This window comes from Pedobacter sp. Hv1 (assembly GCF_001412215.1).
Lineage (GTDB): Bacteria > Bacteroidota > Bacteroidia > Sphingobacteriales > Sphingobacteriaceae > Pedobacter.
This window is the reverse complement of record NZ_LLWP01000003.1, coordinates 134,646-153,260: the sequence shown is the minus strand read 5'-3', so window position 1 is coordinate 153,260 and position 18,615 is coordinate 134,646. Positions and strand designations below refer to the sequence as shown.

Sequence of the window (18,615 nt, the reverse complement as noted above, 5' to 3'; positions counted from 1 at the left end):
AGAGCTTATTTTACGGATAAGAGATATGATCTTCCTTATAAAAATTGGAACGAAATTGAACGACTGAGAGATAAGAAGCCATTAGGAAGAAAGTTCGTTGACTTTTAGATCTGCTATCAGATTGGATAAGCCAATTTTGTTGATTTCACATCAATAATTTCAAAAATGTAGATAAATGTTTTAATGGAATATGATTGTCTTCTGAGATAAATAGCAATAAGGAGGGGTAGGCATCCACCATAACCCTCCTAAATTAAAATATTACTATTTCTAACCTTTAGAATATAGTCTCTTTACTTTGCCGAAGCCTGGGTCACTTTTTCATCTCTATCTAGGTGTTAAGGTTATTGTACTCTTTGAGCAAGTGTAAGCCCATCTTAAAACTAAAAAGTGTTTACGGCAAATATGTATGTTGGCAAATAAATTCAGCTTTTACTGTGCTGATAATCCGAACAGCGAAAAGCCAATTGAACGATCCCACTTGATGGATTAGGATTTTTCGGAAGCTTTTTTTAACAGGTTTAATCCTTGTTTATTTGTGATTTCCATTTCTTTTTTCACGCCGAATAACCAAAGGAAATAAGCATCAACTAACCCAGATTGCAAAATAAATTTTTGACTGACTTCCGTTCTGCTCCCCATAGTTCGTATTGTATAGTTAAACATAGGCTCAGCCTTGAATGGTTTTTGAATGTGGACCTTTATACCAATAAAACTATTTGGTTCAAGACTTTCAATTTTCTGATGGCCAAGATCTTTCCCATTGTTGCCTTCCCAATGATACTGTGCACCTACGATACCATCTTTTCCCTTTACCGAATAGTTTTGAGTTGGATCCTGTGCCAAAAACGGCGACCACTTCGGATAATTGCTCAATTGGCTGATCATGTCATAAACTTTTTTCTGCGGTGCTCGGATGCTTATCGATTGCGTAATTTCAATTGTCTTCAACTTGCTAGCATTGTAAAGCCCAAAGGCTAAAAAAAAGAGGATTGCTCCTATACCAATTCCAATAATGATTTTAATTCCCATTTTGATTTAATCCATGGATAAAATTTCTCGTACCTCAACATTGCCACCTATGGCAAGGATGGGACAATCTTTGCCGATTGCTGTTGCTTCATCAATATGATTGGCAAGGACGACCATATTTCCTCCTAATGTTTGGTTTTCGGCAATATGAATACCTTCAGAAATCTCTTGACTGGCACTGAGCTTTCTTTCTTCAAAACCCAATTGGTGAGCACTTATCAATTTCTCCTGCATAACAAGATTTCCAATAAATGCGCCCCATAGGTACTGTTGCTCCGACAGTTCTGCTGCAGATGGCTGATGATCAAAATTGGGTTCGAATCTGAACAACAGCATATTTTTTTTTGTGCATAAGCAGATGTATTCGATAAGCTGAATAAAATGCCCATAATAATCACCTGATAAAATTTAGATGTCGATCTATACATAAATATTTTTTTGACTACAAATGTATAATGACCTCTAGGCCTTTTGAGACCTAGGTTGCAGAGTTGGAGTACAATATTATAATTCCGAACATATTTAGAATGTGTTTTTTGATATTCAATGAGAGCTAAGCCACTTTTCTAAGTAAATGAGAGGTTATTTACAATAAACAAATGATAATGTGTTAGACCTAAGGATTTAAAGTGAAAAAGACGATTTGCTAGTGTAATGTTCTTTTGCAAAAATAAACCTACGCCCTTGACCGTGTTTCATTTTTAAATATTGATAACTCTCTTATAATTAACGTTGTTTAGGTGGTTGCATTTTTGAAGAATGTAATCAAAGGGTTGAGGTTTATCCAGCTTACCAAAAGTTATGGGAGGGTTTAACTGATTAGATATTAACTTTATATCAAACGCTCTTAAACTAATAAGCCAAAGTACATATGAAGAGAGAATTATAGATATTTTAAGGATAGTTTAACTTATTTTCGTGCTCATATCACTTTTAAAAAGAGAAAGTTATGGTAATGAAAGACGCCCTATCGTTAAATGTCATAAAGAAGAAATATAAAAAGCTTATTGTAATAACAGGAGCAATAATCATAATATCAAATCTTCCACCATTTTCCAGCATATTTCATTTAGTGTTTGACGGTAGTAGACCTTATCGATATAGTAATGCAGATGGCTCATTTACATTTCAAGAAATATGGTTACGCGATTATAATAATATGATGCGGGTATATCTTCAAAAACGTAAACATTTCACGTTAAGGGATAAAAAAGTATATCGCTTGTTTAGTAAAAACCCCCTAGCTTTCTGGCGTTGGAGAGCTTATTTTATAGATAAGAGATATGATCTTCCTTATAAAAATTGGGACGAAATTGAACGACTGAGAGATAAGAAACCATTAGGAAGAAAGTTCGTTGACTTTTAGATCTGCTATCAGATTGGACAAACCAATTTTGTTGACTCTACATTATCAATTTCAAAATGTAGATAATCCTCTTATAATTAACCCTATATAAATTGTTCTATTTAGGATTAAGGGGTTGTGGTTTTCTACTTAGAGAAATTGGATTTGTATTGGCTGAAAAACACTGAAAAAACTCTTTAAATAGATTCAAACATTATCAGAACAAACCATAATTAATTCACCAACGAACCTCTAAAATCGGATTGACATTTATATTGTTAAAACCCGTTTAGTGAATTGCGGTTATATGGATTAGAGTTCTTTTGTCCAAATAATGTATTTGACGTTTCAATTCATGTTTGTGCCTATTCACGGATTGTTTATTGTATTCTCATTCTTAAGGTGCTAATCTTGCTGTTAAATTTTTCATATAAATGGAAAAAAAATCAAAGACTGCACTTTACATTACCTTTTTCTTAATATTAGTCTCGTTTAATTTCTCTTACGCAGCCAACGGATGTATCATTGGTATTGCAGATGGAAATCCTCCTTCTGGTAGGTTTTATTATAATTATATCGGAAACTATAATGGATACCCTCAGTACAACTGGACAGGTAACGACAACGTTGATAATTTACCGGTTAGCAGTTATTGTGTTACAATAACTGGGGCCGAAGGAAGTTGTAGCATAAGGTATGATAAGTCACCATATTATATTGTTACGGGTAAAGCTGTTACTTATACCTCACTACCTTGTAATGTTCCGATTGATACATATAGCTATGTTTTAGTGATACTAGTAGGTGGATACTCCGTAAAATTGCTGTTGGAAAGCAAAGTGCACAATTGAATTACATATAACAGATCGTTTTGTACAAAAGGATAGTATGTTAGAATGGTATTTAAGTGATAAAAGCAATTAGGTAAGGTGGTGAGATAGAATAGTAAAGAACGGTATATGTTTGTATCGACTATATGAAGAATTAATCTAGGTGTAAAAATGATAGACCTTAGGATGTCTTTGACTACTGTTATCTGATTTTGAAAACCATGGCCAATATTCCTGCCCTATTGTCGATCAATTGCCCAAAATTTGAAATGGTTCCCAACTTCAGAAGCTTGGTACATCCAAAAAATGGTAAATGCATCCTTAGCCTCAAACATGGCTTTATGGTAACCGATGAAATCTCATCTACCAGACAGGTAACCATCGGAACCAGGATATATATCAGTGCTGGACAAGGACTGAATAAAGACCTACTTTTTAGTCAACACCAGGAGTTTGGATTTTCTGATCTCAGAAATAATGATGATGGATTTAGGGCCATTGAACAAATCGTATACAGGAGTTATGATGAGGCATTAAGGTATATGAAAAGAACAGTGCCATTCGTATACAAAAATAGAAACCTAGCATTATTGGATGTATATTCACTGTCCAGAAATATATCCGTCCTTCTATCAAAACTTAACTAAAGGTAATCATCAGATATTTGGCATCGATAATCATTAAGATCATAATGTGAGGTAGACATGCCATGTTGTTAAAGCCTTATCCGTAGTTTTAAAAATGTAGATAAGTCTCTTAAAATTGTAAAGATTATTCTTTTTTTGGTAAAGGGAAATCAATAGACTGTGGTTTTCCACATTAAACAAATTATTTAATTCCTGACAATGCGCATATTTTAACCGGAAATTTTAAGATGAATAAGTTTTATCTAGACATAAAAGTTAAAAAGAGCGTTTATTGTTTTGTTCAATTTAGGCCAAATGTTCTTTAACTGAAAAGAGATAATCGGATATATGAAAACAGCTTATGAAATTATTTAGAACATTTAAACCACTTAATTATACAATTCAAAAATATATCAGTTATTATTATTTAGATATATGTGATGAAGAAGATTATTTTAACGAATATATTTGCTATCCACATGTCAACACAACAATCTCATTTTATAAAGAGAGTATAATCGACAAAAAAGAAAACCATAATGTTCTTACCTATAAAGAAAATTGTCCATATCTAAAAATATTTACCCCAACAAGGGAGTCTATACTAAAAATTACTCAAATAGGTAAGGTACATAAAGTAGCTGTTGTGTTTAAACCCTTGGGTATTAATCAGTTTTTAGCCGGTAAAAATATATTTGATAGCCTAAATCCTATCATTGATGATTTTTTAACTAAGGTTTTCAGCACTTTTGATGAAAATCAAATTGCCAATGCCTTAGATAATTTTCTATTGAGTCAATTATCAATATTCCATAATGAACATCTTGAAAAGGCCCTGCAAATTTTCCATGATATAGATAACACTAATACAATCATAAAAATAGCAGAGCAAGAAGTGGGTATTACTCGAAAGCATTTAAATCATCTTTTTATCTCATATCTAAACGTAACACCACAAAAATACCGAATGATTTTACGTTTTAGGCATCTGATGAATGCAAAATTGCTTATTACCAATTCAAAAAACCTTACACAACTGGCTTATTATGCAAGGTATGCTGATCAATCTCATTTTATAAAAGCCTGTAAACAATTAACGGGATTAAAACCAAAACAATTTTTCAGCTCATTAAAAGAAGTCGGATCAGAAGATATATTTTGGACCTTTACAAGATAAGCTCAGGTTACATTTATACAATTTTCTTTTATTACTTATGCGGTTGTTTGTATTATACCAAAATACAAATAGCCATGAAATACATAGTATTATTAATAACAGGATTAATTGTGACTAGCTCATCTTTTTGCCAAACAAAAATTAAGAAGACTTTTTTTTCAAAAAATTTAAACGATAGCATACGATACGTTGTATGGTTACCCAAAGATTGGAATACCCAAAATAAATATCCTTCAATTTATTTAAATAGCTATGGCGCCTTAGGTGGTGGTAACGGTATGCTTGTTGCTGCCAATATAAATAATTTTATAAATGATTTTCCGCCATCAGTTGTTATAGAGATTTTATCAGGCCAAATGAATAAAATGGATTATAGTTATGAAACTGGAGAAATTGGGAAAACTGGAAAATTTTTTGTTGAGTGCTTAAAAACTGAACTAATCCCACAAATAGAAACAGCATATAAAACTACAAATTTTAGGGCATTTATAGGACAATCTTATTCATCAAGCTACGCCAACTATTTGTTCTTAAATCAACCTGGCTTATTTAATGCATACATTTTGTTTAGCCCTGAAAAGTTATCAGAAGATAAACCACCATTTGAAATAAATAAAAGCCTAATTGACTACTACAAAACACATCCAACTTTTTATTATATAGCGCCTGCCGGACATGATATAGAGCGAAGGAGGAATTATGCAATTGAAATTCAACACAAAATAACCGTGTTGGATTCAAATTCTTTTCATTTTAAGTATGAGCTTTTTCCAGATGCAGGTCATGATAATGTGGTGTCTCATGCTCTTTTAAATGGATTAAAATTTATTTACTCTTTATCTACTTTTGATATTCCAAAAACAGAGAAGAATATTGCACAGTGGTTTGATTCAACTACAGCGACAATGAAGAATATATATGGGATAGAATTTAAAAAGAATTCGAATACTCAAGTGCCATTATTAGACAATATTGCAGATAGAAAAGATGAAAAGGTGATGGATTATTTTGCAAATTACTTTGATGATCCCTCTTCGATACAAAACCCATTAATGCTATTTAATACAGGCTATACTTATGAAGCCAGCTTTAATAATTTTGAAAAGGCTAAAAAGTATTACTTAAAATCTATTGACGATGCTCGAAGAAGAAATGATAAGGGTGCTAGCGATAATGCATTTAGAACTTTAGCAAAGAATATCTACTGGAAACACGAAAAAAATAAAACGGCCGCATGGAAAACATTAAACGAAGGATTTGAATACACTAAGTATTATGCCTACAAATACATGGCAGCACAAATTTCAGTAGAAAGTAAATCTAATTTTGATGAAGGAATTGCAAATTTATTAGATTTTATACAACATCGGGGAACTACACCACCCGACACTTTTTTTAGCATAAGCAATGCATATTTATTACTGTCAAAATGCTATTATTATAAAGAAGATAAAATGAATGCAAAGTTTTATCTCAATAAATCACTCAACGAAGATTCAAAAAATATAAATGCAAAAAATTGGCAAAAGGAAGTAAACTTATAATGCTGGTTATAAATGAAAATGTGTCTAAACTGGATAAACCAATTTTGTTGACCCCCATATTATCAATTTCAAAATGCAGATAAGTCTCTTATAATTAATATTATATGAGTTGTTCTGTTTTTGGTCAAAGGAGGTCAATGGGTTGTGGTTTATCCAACTAGGTTGGATAAAATAAAATTTAACTTGAGTATTTCTGCACATATTTATCAATTGACATACAATAACTTCGATCATTGATAGCATTATGCTCTGATTTTACAATGAAATTAAAAATTATACTAGCCCTATTTTCACTATTGGTATTTGGAAAATTGTACGCTCAAAAAAGTAGTTCAAATATGGTAGAACTACATGTTAAAATTATGGGTACTGATATTAAGCCATTTTACATAGTGGAAAATGAGCTTATTACAAAAAATGAAAAAACTTTAGGATCTGGAACTAACAAGTTATCATTAAACTGCGTTTTTCCTAAAGTTGTTTATTTGATATATGACAAAGCCAGAATAATGCTCTTTCTGGAAGTGCCCGGCGATATGTTTATTGAATTTAGTTCCAAAGATGTACTCAATAGTATAGCTTTTAGCGGGGCTAACAATGACATCAATAATTATTTAGTTTCTTCAGCAAGGCTTAATCAGAGCACATTTAAAAATCTGGAAAGCACATATAACCTAAAGCCAAAAGATTTTATAGCTGTTAATGAAACCTTGTTTAGGAAACAGATGGATAGTTTCCAAGCCCATTTTAATGATAAAAAAGTCAGCAAATTGTTTAGATCATTTGTTGAAATTGAAAATACATATCATAACCTGATCAGAAGAATTCAGTATCCCGACTATTATAATTATTTCAGTAAAGATGTAATTGATACCGGTGAAGTTTATTTCCGCTTACCAGAAAATACAATATCACAATCTGAAACAGCATTGTTATCACCCTCATTTATTAGATATAGTGAGTTATATATACGGGAGTGCCTAAAAAAACTTAGAACTAAGAATTTTTCAACTGAGGTAAGTGTATTACAATTGGAAGATCTAAAAAATGAAGAAGTAGTAATCAATAAACTTCCTATTAGCAAAGGACTTAAATCCTTTTATATAGCCAGTTTGCTTAACCATTATTTGGAACTTGGCTTTATGGAACAATTTAAGACAAAAGCAAAGGAACAGCAAAAAAGCACTTACTTCAATGTTGTAGATTATAAAGCTAGAGCAATGGAGTTATTAGAACCAGGTAAAAAAGCCCCTTCTTTTGCTTTCAAAGATATTACTGGGAAAGAGTATAGCCTGTTTGATTTTAAAGGGAAAACGGTGGTCATAAATATCTGGTCAACCAGTTGCCATTTCTCAATGGATGAAGTTCCTTATTATGAGAAAATGATGGCTAAGTTTCAAGATTCTGTAACATTCATTAATCTCTCTAACGAACCATTTACCAAAGAAACACTGGCATTCTTGAACCAGCATCAAGCATTCATAGGTGTTCATGGTTATGCTGGAGGATTTGGCTCAAATTTTCACCAAAACTATTTTATAAATGGTACACCTCGTTATATGATTATTGATAAAAATGGGAATATTGTAAATGCTTTTGCACCAAGGCCCACTTCTCCATCGTTATCTCGATTGATAAGTGGGTTGGAATAATTATTTGAAGATAATTACAGTTATCCTTTTATTGTCGTTGCACTCTTAAAACTTCATAGAAACTCCGGCATTGATAATGCCATTGTACCCGAAGCCTAATTCTGTGAAAACCCCTATTTTTCTACCTACACGTATACCAAGGGCATTGACTTGATAGGCGAAGTCTGTAGTGCTAGCCGTTTTAGTACTGGTGCCATTTTCTGGCTTAGTTGTGGCAAAAGACGAACCCAAGCTAATACCAGAGTAGAGTTGTACAGCCTTGTCAATGTATCTATAATCCGTTCTGGCCATGATCACATTATAGGTGTTTTTATAAGTGTTTGCTGAGGAACTGCCTCCCGAAACAATAGATCTTGATGACGTGTTGGAGTATAAAATACCAGCGCTTAGACGAGGAGTGAAATAATAATTAACCCCTACAGCAATTGGCCCGTAAAGGTGATTTGTTTGGCTGCTAACTGTACCCCCAGTAAAAAGCGAGGCGCCCATGTCAGAAAGACCATCTATGATCTCTTGCGCTGATCCCAGTCCATAAGATCCATAAACTTCAACTTTTTGTGCCCTTGCAAAAATGGCACAATTGAGCAGCAATGCTATAAATAACAATTTTTTCATATAATTCTCAGTTTTATAAGTTACCTAATAAGCAAAACTACTGATTTTTCAATTAAAGGCTGAAATCAAAGAAAATATTTTACTGCCAGTCTAATGCGATTTAACTAAAAGTTAAGAAAAATTGTTGTTTTATGGGGGTGTTTTGAAACCAGAATTCCTCGTTTTAATTGGGTTAGAGATCGTCGATTATTTATTTTTCACTTGCTCTTTTGCCGTTTGCCAAAAAGGTTCTTGTAACAATTGTTTAATGGCTATAGTATGTGGGTCTTTCAAACTCCCATTTTTTTCTCGGGCTTCTAAATTGGTGATGACCTCTGCCAATGGGCTGAAATCTTTTTTACTTTTAGCATAGTTGATCGCTACTTCTACAGAATACCTAAAAGCAATATGCTCTGCAAGTGTATTGCGGTCAAAATTAGATAGCTGACTTCTGTCTGGGTCGGTTCTGGCATCTAATACATGCCCATATTCGTGCCATAATATAATCATCAGATCGTTTTCGTTCAAATTGGTATTGGTTAATATACTTGGACTAATCGCCAGTTTGTTTTTACCCCTTCCTTGACCTGGATTTTTTAAATTGGGATCGTATTCAATCGTTACATCATCTTTTTTAATGAGTGCTATCTCTACCCATAACCTAGGGTATCTTTTGTGTATATCTGTTTCGTATGAAACTGAATTAGCATTGGGAGTTTCTGAAATAGGATTACTGTTGCTAGGTATTTTTTTGCAAGCAACAAGAAATAAGAGTAAACAAAATAGACTTAAATGGTTCATATATTTATAGTTAAGGTGTATTTAAATCTATTTCGCCAGATGCATATCTTGCTTGCCAAGAAATCTAATTTCACAATAGGCTAGCTTTTGATTTCTTTCGGACAAATGCAAAGCCTAATAAACCCATGGGTATAATCAACATCCAAGCATTACTATCTAGGTTACAGTCTACGAGTTCATAGTTACGAATGGCCCCTCTGTTATTGCCCACATAACATATGGTATTAGGATCTACTGAATTATCAAAAGTATATCCTGGGCATTTACCAGGGTAGAGCTCATAGTAGGCACTAGGGTTGTAGGCTTCATAAGAATTGCCATTTTGATGTTGATAATTGGGACTAATGCGATCATAGTACATTCTATTTGTTTCATTCTGAAAACAACCTCTACTGCTACCACGTGCGTTTGCATCTATTCCTATAAAACAAAGTATCAAAGTAATAAAGGCTAATATAATTCTCATTGGATCTTCAAAAAAATAATAAATCGGTAATTAAAAGTATATGTTTATTATTTTCAATAGAATAGAGTTTGTTTAGAACACTAAAAACTTATCACGAAACCATTGATTTGTTATTTCTAATCTTTTTGATGGAGTAAAATTTACTCAATAGGGCACAAAAGATGGCGCTTGTCAAGCTATCAAATACGGTCTATGAAACATTCGAAAAATGACATTTCTCTATTTACAACAGCTTCATTATAATCACTTGGATAAGCCAGCATAGGTTGTGGATGGTATTTTAATTCCCCATTTTTTAGCACATAACTGTGATTGATAATTGCAGTGATATCATTCAACGAATAGTTGCTTGGCATGTAAAAGAACTCGAATGCATAGGTGGTACCAAAGCCCAAGTATTTGCCATCATTCATTTTACAGGTAAAACCGGTCCAGCCTTTACTTGTTTCTACCTCTATTTGTTGCAAAAACTTGCTTGGAATGGCGAATTTGCTCTTTTCGATGCGCCCGATTTCTGAGAGTCTGATTCGACTATTGTTGAGTAAATAATGTTTAACCATATTTACATAACCTGTTCCCCCTGCTTTTTTAACTGTTCCACACTTTTCTGCTTGCCCGGCTGTAAACCGTTTGATGGCTAAGCTGGTCACCAATTCAAAATCACGAAAAACAACGCAGGGAATAAACGTCCCGTCGTGTAGGTACACACTCGCCCTAAAACTCGTACCATAGATTTCGTCTTCTAGTGGTTCAATGTGGCTCCTCAAAAAATTGATGAGGTCTGCTGGTTTGTGCACCTCCATGGTTAACATCTATTTGATGATAGCTGAAAGGATATTCATTTCAAAAGCACAACTGTTTGAGCCTGTATTGATCTTGGTAACATACTTCAAGTGAAACTGGCTTCGACAAATTTTCATATCATGGAATAATTAAATGCTAAATAACTGTAGTTTCTTGTGTAGCAAATCTATGTGATGGTTAACATTGTTGATATACAAGATATTTAGAAAGGCAAAAACTTGTGACGAAACCATTGATTTGTTATTTCTGATACGACTTGAGTAGCCTATAAATAAGGTAGATAAAATGTACTTTGTGTTATTTTGCGCAGTTGGCCTGAAACTGAAGGATATGTTAATGGCTTACCTAGTAATAGACTATTTGTATCAATAAAATAAGTACTATATTTAAAAGGTTATTGTAACTGCTTTGCCAGACTAAAATAGTGTTAGAAACAAGACGCTGGTAACAACACCTGAAAGTGCAAGAAGTAGATTTGTATTTATTAAGGATTTTGATGTCTATAAAGCTGTCCTTAATGAAAGAATGTTGATCGTGTAAAGTATTGCTTTTATGGATTATTCCAAAAAAATAGCTGTTTTATTAACCAAACATATTTTCTTTATCGGGATTTATTTATGGTTTGGGATACTGCTACTGCCATCGTGCCGTAAAAGTACACCGCAACAACCAGAAGTGCTTTCTTCGGGAGCAATAACGGCATTGGATAAAGCTGAGGTAATGATTGGTTATGGCCATGGCATGGAAGCATTAACCTATCTTGATTCTGCTTACAAAACTTTTGAGCCAAATACCAAAGATCTTTTTGAAAAATATAGATACAATTTTCAATACTATTTAGTCAAACGTAATGATATGGCCACGGCTGGTTCCTATCTGGACAGTCTATTTTTTATGATAAAAGAGAGGAAAGAGATTTATAAGAAAGAATATGTTACTGCACTCTTTTTAAGAGGTAATCTAGAGTTGAAGCGTAGGCAATATGAACATGCTTTTAAATGTTATTATGATGCAAGAACTTTTGCAATGGAAAACCTGAATATTTGTGATGCCTATGCTATTACCAACAAGATTGGATTAATCAGGTACCAAGAAAAACAATATCAAAAAGCCATTATCGATATTAAACAGGCACTTGTTGAAAGTAAAAGCTGTAAAGGAAGTAATATTAATGACCTGTCTAAGCATGGCTATTTTAATACGATTGGTTTATGTTTTGAAAAGCTAAACCAACTTGATAGTGCCGTTACATATTATAAAATGAGCCTTGCTTTTATTGATCAAAATGCAGCTAGGTTTCCAAAGGATAGTATATTTATTGGGTCAGCAAGGGGAGTAGTTTATGGTAACCTAGGGGGTACTTATGCTAAACAGGGGGCATACAAGTTGTCAGAAAAATATCTTAAGAAGAGTATCATGCTGAATGACCGGCCCCGGTTTGAACAGATCGATGCACAAACTGCAAAGCTTAAACTATGGGACCTTTATCTTAGTGTTGCCGATTTTAAAAAGGCAGATCTCATGTTTAAGGATCTTTGGAGTACTTTTTTACATCCACCATCTGAAAGACAAATGCCAATAGACTACAGATTGAAGATGTTTCAGCTAAGATGGAAGTATTTTGATCAACAAAACATGGGGGTGGAAGCTTATCGATGGAGAAAAAAATACAATCATCTAAAAGATTCATTAGACAATATTGCGCAGATCAATCACGATGCAAATTTGGACCAAATATTTAAGTTGAATGATAAGGATAATGAACTATTGCTGTTGGCCAAAGACAATAGCCTTAAACGAACCTACATTATTGCTTTTATCTTCTGTTTGCTAATAGGTGCTTGCACCCTGTTTGTGGTATGGCAGAACTGGAAGAATAGTAAAAAGTTGAATTTAAAAATCACTAGACAGAATTTCAATATGACCAAGGCTTTAGAGGCCTTGCAACAAAGTCAGGAAGAAAATACACGTATTGTAAAAATTGTGGCGCACGATTTACGTAACCCTATGGCCATAACCATTAGCATTGCCAATATTATGTTGCAAAATGACCACCTTTTGGATGCCGATAAGGAAATGCTCGAGTTGCTTAAAACATCGAGTAACCACTCGCTGGATATGATCGCTGATCTTTTAAGTATGAATGTTGATAAGACAGATTTAAAGAAAGATGAAGTAGAACTCCATGAGTTGCTGAATTATTGTGTAGGACTGCTTAATTTTAAAGCCGCTGAAAAGGAACAACGTATTGTATTGCGAACTCAAAATGTAACCCTCTTTATCAGCAGAGAAAAAATATGGAGGGTAATCAGTAATTTGATTGTGAATGCCATTAAATTTAGTGATAAGGGTACAGTAATTAACGTAGATATGGTGCGTGAACCCAAATCTGTTTTGATAACGATAAAAGATAATGGCATCGGTATTCCAGACGAGCTTAAGGATAAGGTGTTTAATATGTTTTCTGATGCACGGAGATTAGGTACCTCTGGAGAGGTTTCTTTTGGTTTAGGATTAACGATTTGTAAACAGATTATTGAGGCTCATGATGGAGAGATCTGGTTTGAAAGTGAATTGAATAAGGGAACAACTTTCTTTATAAGGTTGCCTTTTAGTACAGCTTTTGATAAAGCTAACTAGTTTTTATTTGAGTATATAAAAATAGGCAAACCAATTCGTTTGGGGTTCTTTAGATAAGTTTCTTTAATTAAACAACATTAAAAAAGGATAAATTTATTTAAACTACAGTTAAATGTTAAAGTCAATGAAGCAGAAGGTGTTAATTTTTATAATGTTACTCACAAGTGCAATTGTTGTGCAAGCGCAATACAAAAGTAAACTGGCGGTAAAGATTGGGGTCAGTTATGTTTTTACAGGTAAAAATACAGAGCTTAAATCTGGTCTGGATTTTAAAACTGCCTTAACCTATCGGGCATCAGATTATTTTTATGTAGGACCACAGCTTAATCTCAGCAAGTTTTTTGGTGCTGATAGGGTGAAATATAAAAATCCGACCTATTTTGAAATCGCTCCGTTATTGGAATTGGATGTGTTGAGGTTAACCCAAAGCGCAGCTAGCACTAGCACTCAAAACAATAATTTGATGCTTGATTTTGCGCTTGGTTTTAACTTAGATAAAAATACAAGGAAAAGAAAAAGATTTGATGTAGCCAGAATCAATATTGGTGCAGATTTCTTTTCGAACAAAGTGGTAGATGGAAAATTGTTCTTAAATACTGGTGTAGATTTCTTTTTGAACAGAGAACAGATCAGAAATTCGATCAATTTAGGTTTAGGTGGCGCAATTGCAGTAAAGAAATAATGAATGGCAAAGCAATTAAGTTCTGCTAAATTTTTCTCTACCTTTGGGGCTGATTAGACCATGGATAAAAAAATTTATTTCGCTTCCGATTTTCATTTGGGTGCACCTAATTATAACGAAAGTCGTAAAAGGGAGGCACTTATTGTGTCGTGGCTAAACTTTATCGAACCTAGCTGCAGCGAGCTATTTCTGATGGGGGATGTATTTGATTTTTGGTTCGAATATGGTAAAGTTATTCCAAAGGGATTTATCAGGCTGCAAGGTAAGCTGGCTCAAATGGCCGATGCAGGGATTAAAATCTATTTCTTTAAGGGTAACCACGACATGTGGGTAAATGATTATTTTACCAAAGAGATTGGCATAGAAATTATTAGCGATGAGCTGGTGATGGAAAGAAACAACAAAAAATTCTATCTCCATCACGGAGATGGGCTGGGGCCTGGAGATACGAAATATAAGTTTTTACGTAAAGTATTCAGAAATCGCTTTTGCCAATGGCTGTTTGCGGTTTTGCCACCCAGAATAGGCTTGTTTATTGCCAATGGCTGGTCTGGCAGCAGTAGAATTGCCAACGACAAAAAAGAGGTCTTTTTAGGAGAAGAAAATGAATGGCTGGCCATTTTTGCCAAAGAAGAACTGCAGAAAGCCCATTATGATTATTTTATATTCGGGCATAGACATTTACCACTAGATATCAAATTGACCAATAATAGCAGATACATGAACATAGGCGAGTGGATCAACTATAATTCTTACGGTGTTTTTGATGGAGAAGAATTAAGGCTGGAGTATTTCAACCCCAAGTCTTAAAGCATGATATTCCTCTTTCAGCTTTAGCCTTTAATTTGTATTTTTGCAGGCTTGTTGCATGGGTTTTTGTGCAATAAACCCGATTGAAGCAGAAAGGTGCATTTTTAATGGGCCTTTACGCGTAAAGCGGGGCTTGCTTTGTGCTGTGCAGTGAAGCAGATTTTCAAATGAAATTAGATTATGTTAGAAAAATTAGAAGCGATAAAGCTGCGTTGGGAAGATGTAGAGGAACAATTAAGTAATCCTGATACGATGCAGGATATGAAACGTTTTGCAGCTTTAAACAAAGAATATAAAGACTTGGGCAAAATTGTGGATGAATACAAAATCTACAAAAATGTGATGAGCAATATAGAAGCCAATAAAGAAATTTTAAGCACAGAGAAAGATCAGGAGATGAGAGAGATGGCTAAAGAAGAGCTAGATCTATTATTGGTGCAACAAGAAAAAATGGAAGAAGCTATCCGTTTGATGTTGATTCCGAAAGATCCAGAGGATGCTAAAAATGCCGTTTTTGAGATTAGAGGTGGTACAGGTGGAGATGAGGCTGCTTTATTTGCCGGAGATTTATACCGAATGTACAGCCGTTATTTTGAAACAAAGGGCTGGAAAGTAGAAACAGTTGATGTAACTGAAGGTACAGCTGGTGGCTATAAAGAGGTGATTTTAAAAGTAAGTGGCGAGGATGTTTATGGGCAGTTGAAATACGAATCGGGTGTACACCGTGTACAACGCGTGCCAGATACAGAAACACAAGGTCGTGTGCATACATCGGCAGCTTCGGTAGCTGTATTGCCAGAGGCCGAAGAAATTGATTTATATATTAATCCCGCAGATATTGACCTACAGACTTCGAGATCTGGTGGTGCAGGTGGGCAGAATGTAAACAAGGTTGAAACAAAGGTACAGTTAACGCACAGACCTTCGGGTATTGTAGTGGTTTGTCAGCAAGAGCGTTCGCAATTGGGTAACCGTGTAATTGCAATGGAGATGCTGCGGAGCAAGTTATATGATATCGAATTGCAGAAAAAGAATGGCGATATTGCGGCTAGACGTAAAACTATGGTATCAACAGGAGATCGATCTGCGAAGATCAGAACTTACAATTATCCACAGGGAAGAGTAACCGATCACCGTATTGGTTTAACACTTTATAACCTAAATGGGGTAATGAATGGTGAAGTTCAAGAGCTGATTGATGCCTTGCAGTTTGCAGAGAATGCAGAGAAGATGAAAGAAGGTGCTGTAATTTAACGAGTTACAATTATTTTCAAATTTTTGTTGTAAAATAAATTAAAGACACTATATTTGCAATCCCAATCCGAAAGTGATTTTGTTTTGGGGAACTGGTTCGGTAGTTCAGCTGGTTAGAATGCCGCCCTGTCACGGCGGAGGTCGCGGGTTCGAGTCCCGTCCGGACCGCAAAAAGCATCATCTCAACAGATGGTGCTTTTTCGGTTTATAGACCTTTTTTCATCACTCTTGTAGCTGATATTTAATTTGTATAGTTTTAGTGCATGAAAATTTTCGATGTTGCAGTAATTGGAAGTGGACCATCTGGTGCCATGGCAGCTTACCACCTGGCTAAAAATGGAATTTCTACTGTTATTCTCGAAAAAGAAGTATTGCCCAGATACAAAACATGTGGTGGCGGTTTGGTACACCGTGGAAAGGCTTTGATTCCTTTTGATATTGCTAAAGCCATCGAAAGTGAGTTTGAGGAAGTAGATATGTATATCGACAAAACCAATATACAACTCAGTACAAAAAGAGAGGTGCCGATCATTAGTATGGTAATGAGAGATACCTTTGATCATCTCATTATTGAAAACGCAGTAGCGCAAGGTGCAGTCCTGTTACAGCACCATAAAGTGTTGGATTTGGAGTTGAATGATACCATTACAATCCAAACTACTGAAGGTGCTATCAATGCCAAATTTATTATAGCAGCAGATGGGGCTTTAGGGCCAACCGCAAAATTGGCTGGCTGGGATGAGACCCGAACGCTTGTGCCCGCACTCGAATATGAAGTGGAGGTTGAGGAAGCGGTTTTTGAAAGACTTTCTGAACGTGTACGCTTTGATATTGATGGCATTCCAATGGGTTACGCATGGTGTTTTCCCAAAAAAAAGCATTTGTCTATTGGCGTGGTAAGCTTCGACCTGTCTAAGAAAAATCTCAATTTAAAAACCCATTATACCAATTACCTGAAAACACTGGGCATAGAGAAAGTCATTACAGAAGATAAACATGGCTTTGTGATTCCTGTTGCTCCACGAACAGACACTTTTGCACAGAAAAACGTTTTCCTTACCGGAGATGCTGCGGGGCTAGCCGATCCGATAGTTGCCGAAGGTTTATCTAATGCCCTCGTTTCAGGCATTTTTGCTGCCGAGGCCTTGATAGAGAGTAAACTAGAACCCCAACTTGCAGCTGCTTTATATAACGAAAAACTACAGAAGAACCTCATTCCAGAAGTAAGCACGGGAGTACGCTTGGCCAAGCTCTTTTACGGCAAACCTGTAATGCGTAATATGTTGATCAAGCAGTTTGGACAAATCTTCGCCGAAGCCATGACCGATGTTTTTATGGGAAAACGGACATATCCAACAGATATTAAAGGAACATTGAAGCGAAAGTTTAAAAAGGTGTTCTTTTGAAAGATAGCTTATTTGAGTCTCTTCGGTAAAAAATTGAGGATTATTCCTTTAAAATTAGCCAATACATCCCAAAATACTCTGTTGCTGTCAATTTCGCTTTCTCCGCATTCTATGGTATCACTTCTTTTAATTACGAAGTCTGCAAAACTTTCAATCAGCTGAAGCTGCACAAGGTTTCTGGCGGCTTTAGCCAGGTGGCTGGCATAAACGTGCCCCCAGATCTCAATCACCATAGAGTCGTTTGTAATAGAGAGTGATTCGCCTATAAAGTTCAGGTAATCTTGCTTAATCTGACTTACAAAAACCGTTGATCTTGCATCGATATCTTTTGATAAGTATTTTTTTAGCGCCTTGGGTTCTTTGATACTGACAAGTTGGGTTGCAAAAACCACTACCAGCTTACAGCCATTTAACTCATATACTTTTTCCGTTTGCATAAGCTAGCTTCATATAATCAAATACCTCTTCGTTGATGTCATCGGGGTAATAGAGCCTCAAATGATGGTTATAATCAGTACTCCCAGGTACAAGTGCAATCTTTCTAAAACATAAATTGTCTTCAAAAGGTTTTTTAAAGGGCAATACAATATCGATAAAGTCTTTTCCTATTTTAATGATATAGGCAAAACGTTGATCAGCCATAATGGCTATCATTGATTTGGTTGCCTGTAATTTGATTTCTCCAATTTCACGGTATCTCAAAATAAAATGGTTGAAAAGATCAATTACTTCCTCGTTTTTGCCAATCAGAAAATCATTTACAGTTTTGTCGCCACAGTAGTGGATCTGGTTGGTATGTTTAAAAATTTGATGACAAGAAGTACAGGTCCACATGGTTAGGCTTAGATTATCAAACGTTTGCGTTGCCAAAATACACCAATTTACTGTATTGTAAAGGCTAATTTTTTTAACTTACATTTAAATTTTATACACCTCAACCGAAAAATACAAA

The 18,615-nt window shown here is 34.8% G+C and carries 19 protein-coding genes and 1 tRNA gene; 12 read left to right on the top strand and 8 right to left on the bottom strand.

What is annotated here, in order from left to right; translation table 11 throughout:
* Positions 1–489 precede the first annotated feature (489 nt).
* Together AQF98_RS07090 and AQF98_RS07085 are read right to left on the bottom strand one after the other, a co-directional pair.
* Complete coding sequence (locus AQF98_RS07090) at positions 490–1,032, bottom strand: SRPBCC family protein (protein WP_055131230.1); 543 nt, start codon at positions 1,030–1,032, stop codon at positions 490–492.
* A 6-nt stretch (positions 1,033–1,038) separates the two neighbouring features.
* Entirely contained in the window at positions 1,039–1,362 is a 324-nt protein-coding gene (locus AQF98_RS07085) for a hypothetical protein (RefSeq protein ID WP_200911852.1), read from the bottom strand.
* A gap of 619 nt (positions 1,363–1,981) precedes the next feature.
* On the opposite strand from AQF98_RS07085, the gene AQF98_RS07080 reads away from it, so the two are divergent.
* The 6 genes from AQF98_RS07080 (at position 1,982) to AQF98_RS07055 (ending at position 8,206) form a co-directional block, all read left to right on the top strand.
* Positions 1,982–2,398 (top strand): hypothetical protein, encoded by a 417-nt coding sequence (locus AQF98_RS07080; protein WP_055131229.1) that lies wholly within the window; start codon positions 1,982–1,984, stop codon positions 2,396–2,398.
* Between the two features lie 413 nt (positions 2,399–2,811).
* Positions 2,812–3,228 (top strand): hypothetical protein, encoded by a 417-nt coding sequence (locus AQF98_RS22240; RefSeq protein ID WP_055131228.1) that lies wholly within the window; start codon positions 2,812–2,814, stop codon positions 3,226–3,228.
* A gap of 200 nt (positions 3,229–3,428) precedes the next feature.
* Positions 3,429–3,854: a hypothetical protein gene (locus AQF98_RS07070; RefSeq protein ID WP_055131227.1), complete on the top strand. Its 426-nt coding sequence runs from the start codon at positions 3,429–3,431 to the stop codon at positions 3,852–3,854.
* Positions 3,855–4,194: 340 nt separating this feature from the next.
* Positions 4,195–5,010 (top strand): AraC family transcriptional regulator, encoded by an 816-nt coding sequence (locus tag AQF98_RS07065; protein WP_055131226.1) that lies wholly within the window; start codon positions 4,195–4,197, stop codon positions 5,008–5,010.
* A 74-nt stretch (positions 5,011–5,084) separates the two neighbouring features.
* Positions 5,085–6,554, top strand: coding sequence for an alpha/beta hydrolase-fold protein (locus AQF98_RS07060; RefSeq protein ID WP_055131225.1), 1,470 nt, complete (start codon positions 5,085–5,087; stop codon positions 6,552–6,554).
* Between the two features lie 260 nt (positions 6,555–6,814).
* Positions 6,815–8,206 (top strand): TlpA disulfide reductase family protein, encoded by a 1,392-nt coding sequence (locus AQF98_RS07055; protein WP_055131224.1) that lies wholly within the window; start codon positions 6,815–6,817, stop codon positions 8,204–8,206.
* 45 nt (positions 8,207–8,251) lie between these two features.
* Here AQF98_RS07055 and AQF98_RS07050 read toward each other — a convergent pair whose 3' ends face one another.
* The 4 genes from AQF98_RS07050 to AQF98_RS07035 form a co-directional block, all read right to left on the bottom strand.
* A complete protein-coding gene (locus AQF98_RS07050) occupies positions 8,252–8,821 on the bottom strand; it encodes a hypothetical protein (RefSeq protein ID WP_055131223.1) in 570 nt (189 codons plus the stop codon).
* A 186-nt stretch (positions 8,822–9,007) separates the two neighbouring features.
* Positions 9,008–9,601 (bottom strand): hypothetical protein, encoded by a 594-nt coding sequence (locus AQF98_RS07045; protein WP_055131222.1) that lies wholly within the window; start codon positions 9,599–9,601, stop codon positions 9,008–9,010.
* 70 nt (positions 9,602–9,671) lie between these two features.
* Positions 9,672–10,067 carry a hypothetical protein gene (locus AQF98_RS07040; RefSeq protein WP_055131221.1) on the bottom strand — a complete coding sequence of 132 codons (396 nt, stop codon included), beginning with the start codon at positions 10,065–10,067 and terminating at the stop codon, positions 9,672–9,674.
* A gap of 179 nt (positions 10,068–10,246) precedes the next feature.
* Positions 10,247–10,870 (bottom strand): hypothetical protein, encoded by a 624-nt coding sequence (locus AQF98_RS07035; protein WP_152969660.1) that lies wholly within the window; start codon positions 10,868–10,870, stop codon positions 10,247–10,249.
* Positions 10,871–11,423: 553 nt separating this feature from the next.
* Between AQF98_RS07035 and AQF98_RS07030 the strand changes: the two genes are divergently transcribed.
* The 6 genes from AQF98_RS07030 to AQF98_RS07005 all read left to right on the top strand — a co-directional run bounded on the left by AQF98_RS07030 (position 11,424) and on the right by AQF98_RS07005 (position 17,663).
* Positions 11,424–13,511, top strand: coding sequence for a HAMP domain-containing sensor histidine kinase (locus AQF98_RS07030; protein WP_055131219.1), 2,088 nt, complete (start codon positions 11,424–11,426; stop codon positions 13,509–13,511).
* A 151-nt stretch (positions 13,512–13,662) separates the two neighbouring features.
* Positions 13,663–14,193, top strand: coding sequence for a hypothetical protein (locus tag AQF98_RS07025; protein WP_152969659.1), 531 nt, complete (start codon positions 13,663–13,665; stop codon positions 14,191–14,193).
* A gap of 60 nt (positions 14,194–14,253) precedes the next feature.
* Positions 14,254–15,003, top strand: a complete 750-nt coding sequence (locus AQF98_RS07020) for a UDP-2,3-diacylglucosamine diphosphatase (protein WP_055131217.1) — start codon at positions 14,254–14,256, stop codon at positions 15,001–15,003.
* Between the two features lie 180 nt (positions 15,004–15,183).
* Positions 15,184–16,257 (top strand): peptide chain release factor 1, encoded by a 1,074-nt coding sequence (gene prfA, locus AQF98_RS07015; protein ID WP_055131216.1) that lies wholly within the window; start codon positions 15,184–15,186, stop codon positions 16,255–16,257.
* 94 nt (positions 16,258–16,351) lie between these two features.
* A tRNA-Asp gene (locus AQF98_RS07010) sits at positions 16,352–16,425 on the top strand.
* 95 nt (positions 16,426–16,520) lie between these two features.
* Positions 16,521–17,663: an NAD(P)/FAD-dependent oxidoreductase gene (locus tag AQF98_RS07005; RefSeq protein ID WP_055131215.1), complete on the top strand. Its 1,143-nt coding sequence runs from the start codon at positions 16,521–16,523 to the stop codon at positions 17,661–17,663.
* Positions 17,664–17,671: 8 nt separating this feature from the next.
* On the opposite strand, the gene AQF98_RS07000 is transcribed toward AQF98_RS07005, so the two are convergent.
* Positions 17,672–18,100, bottom strand: a complete 429-nt coding sequence (locus tag AQF98_RS07000; protein ID WP_055131214.1) for a hypothetical protein — start codon at positions 18,098–18,100, stop codon at positions 17,672–17,674.
* Entirely contained in the window at positions 18,078–18,533 is a 456-nt protein-coding gene (locus AQF98_RS06995) for a DUF5655 domain-containing protein (RefSeq protein ID WP_200911851.1), read from the bottom strand. The genes AQF98_RS07000 and AQF98_RS06995 overlap by 23 nt, the downstream gene beginning before the upstream one ends.
* Positions 18,534–18,615: the final 82 nt, after the last annotated feature.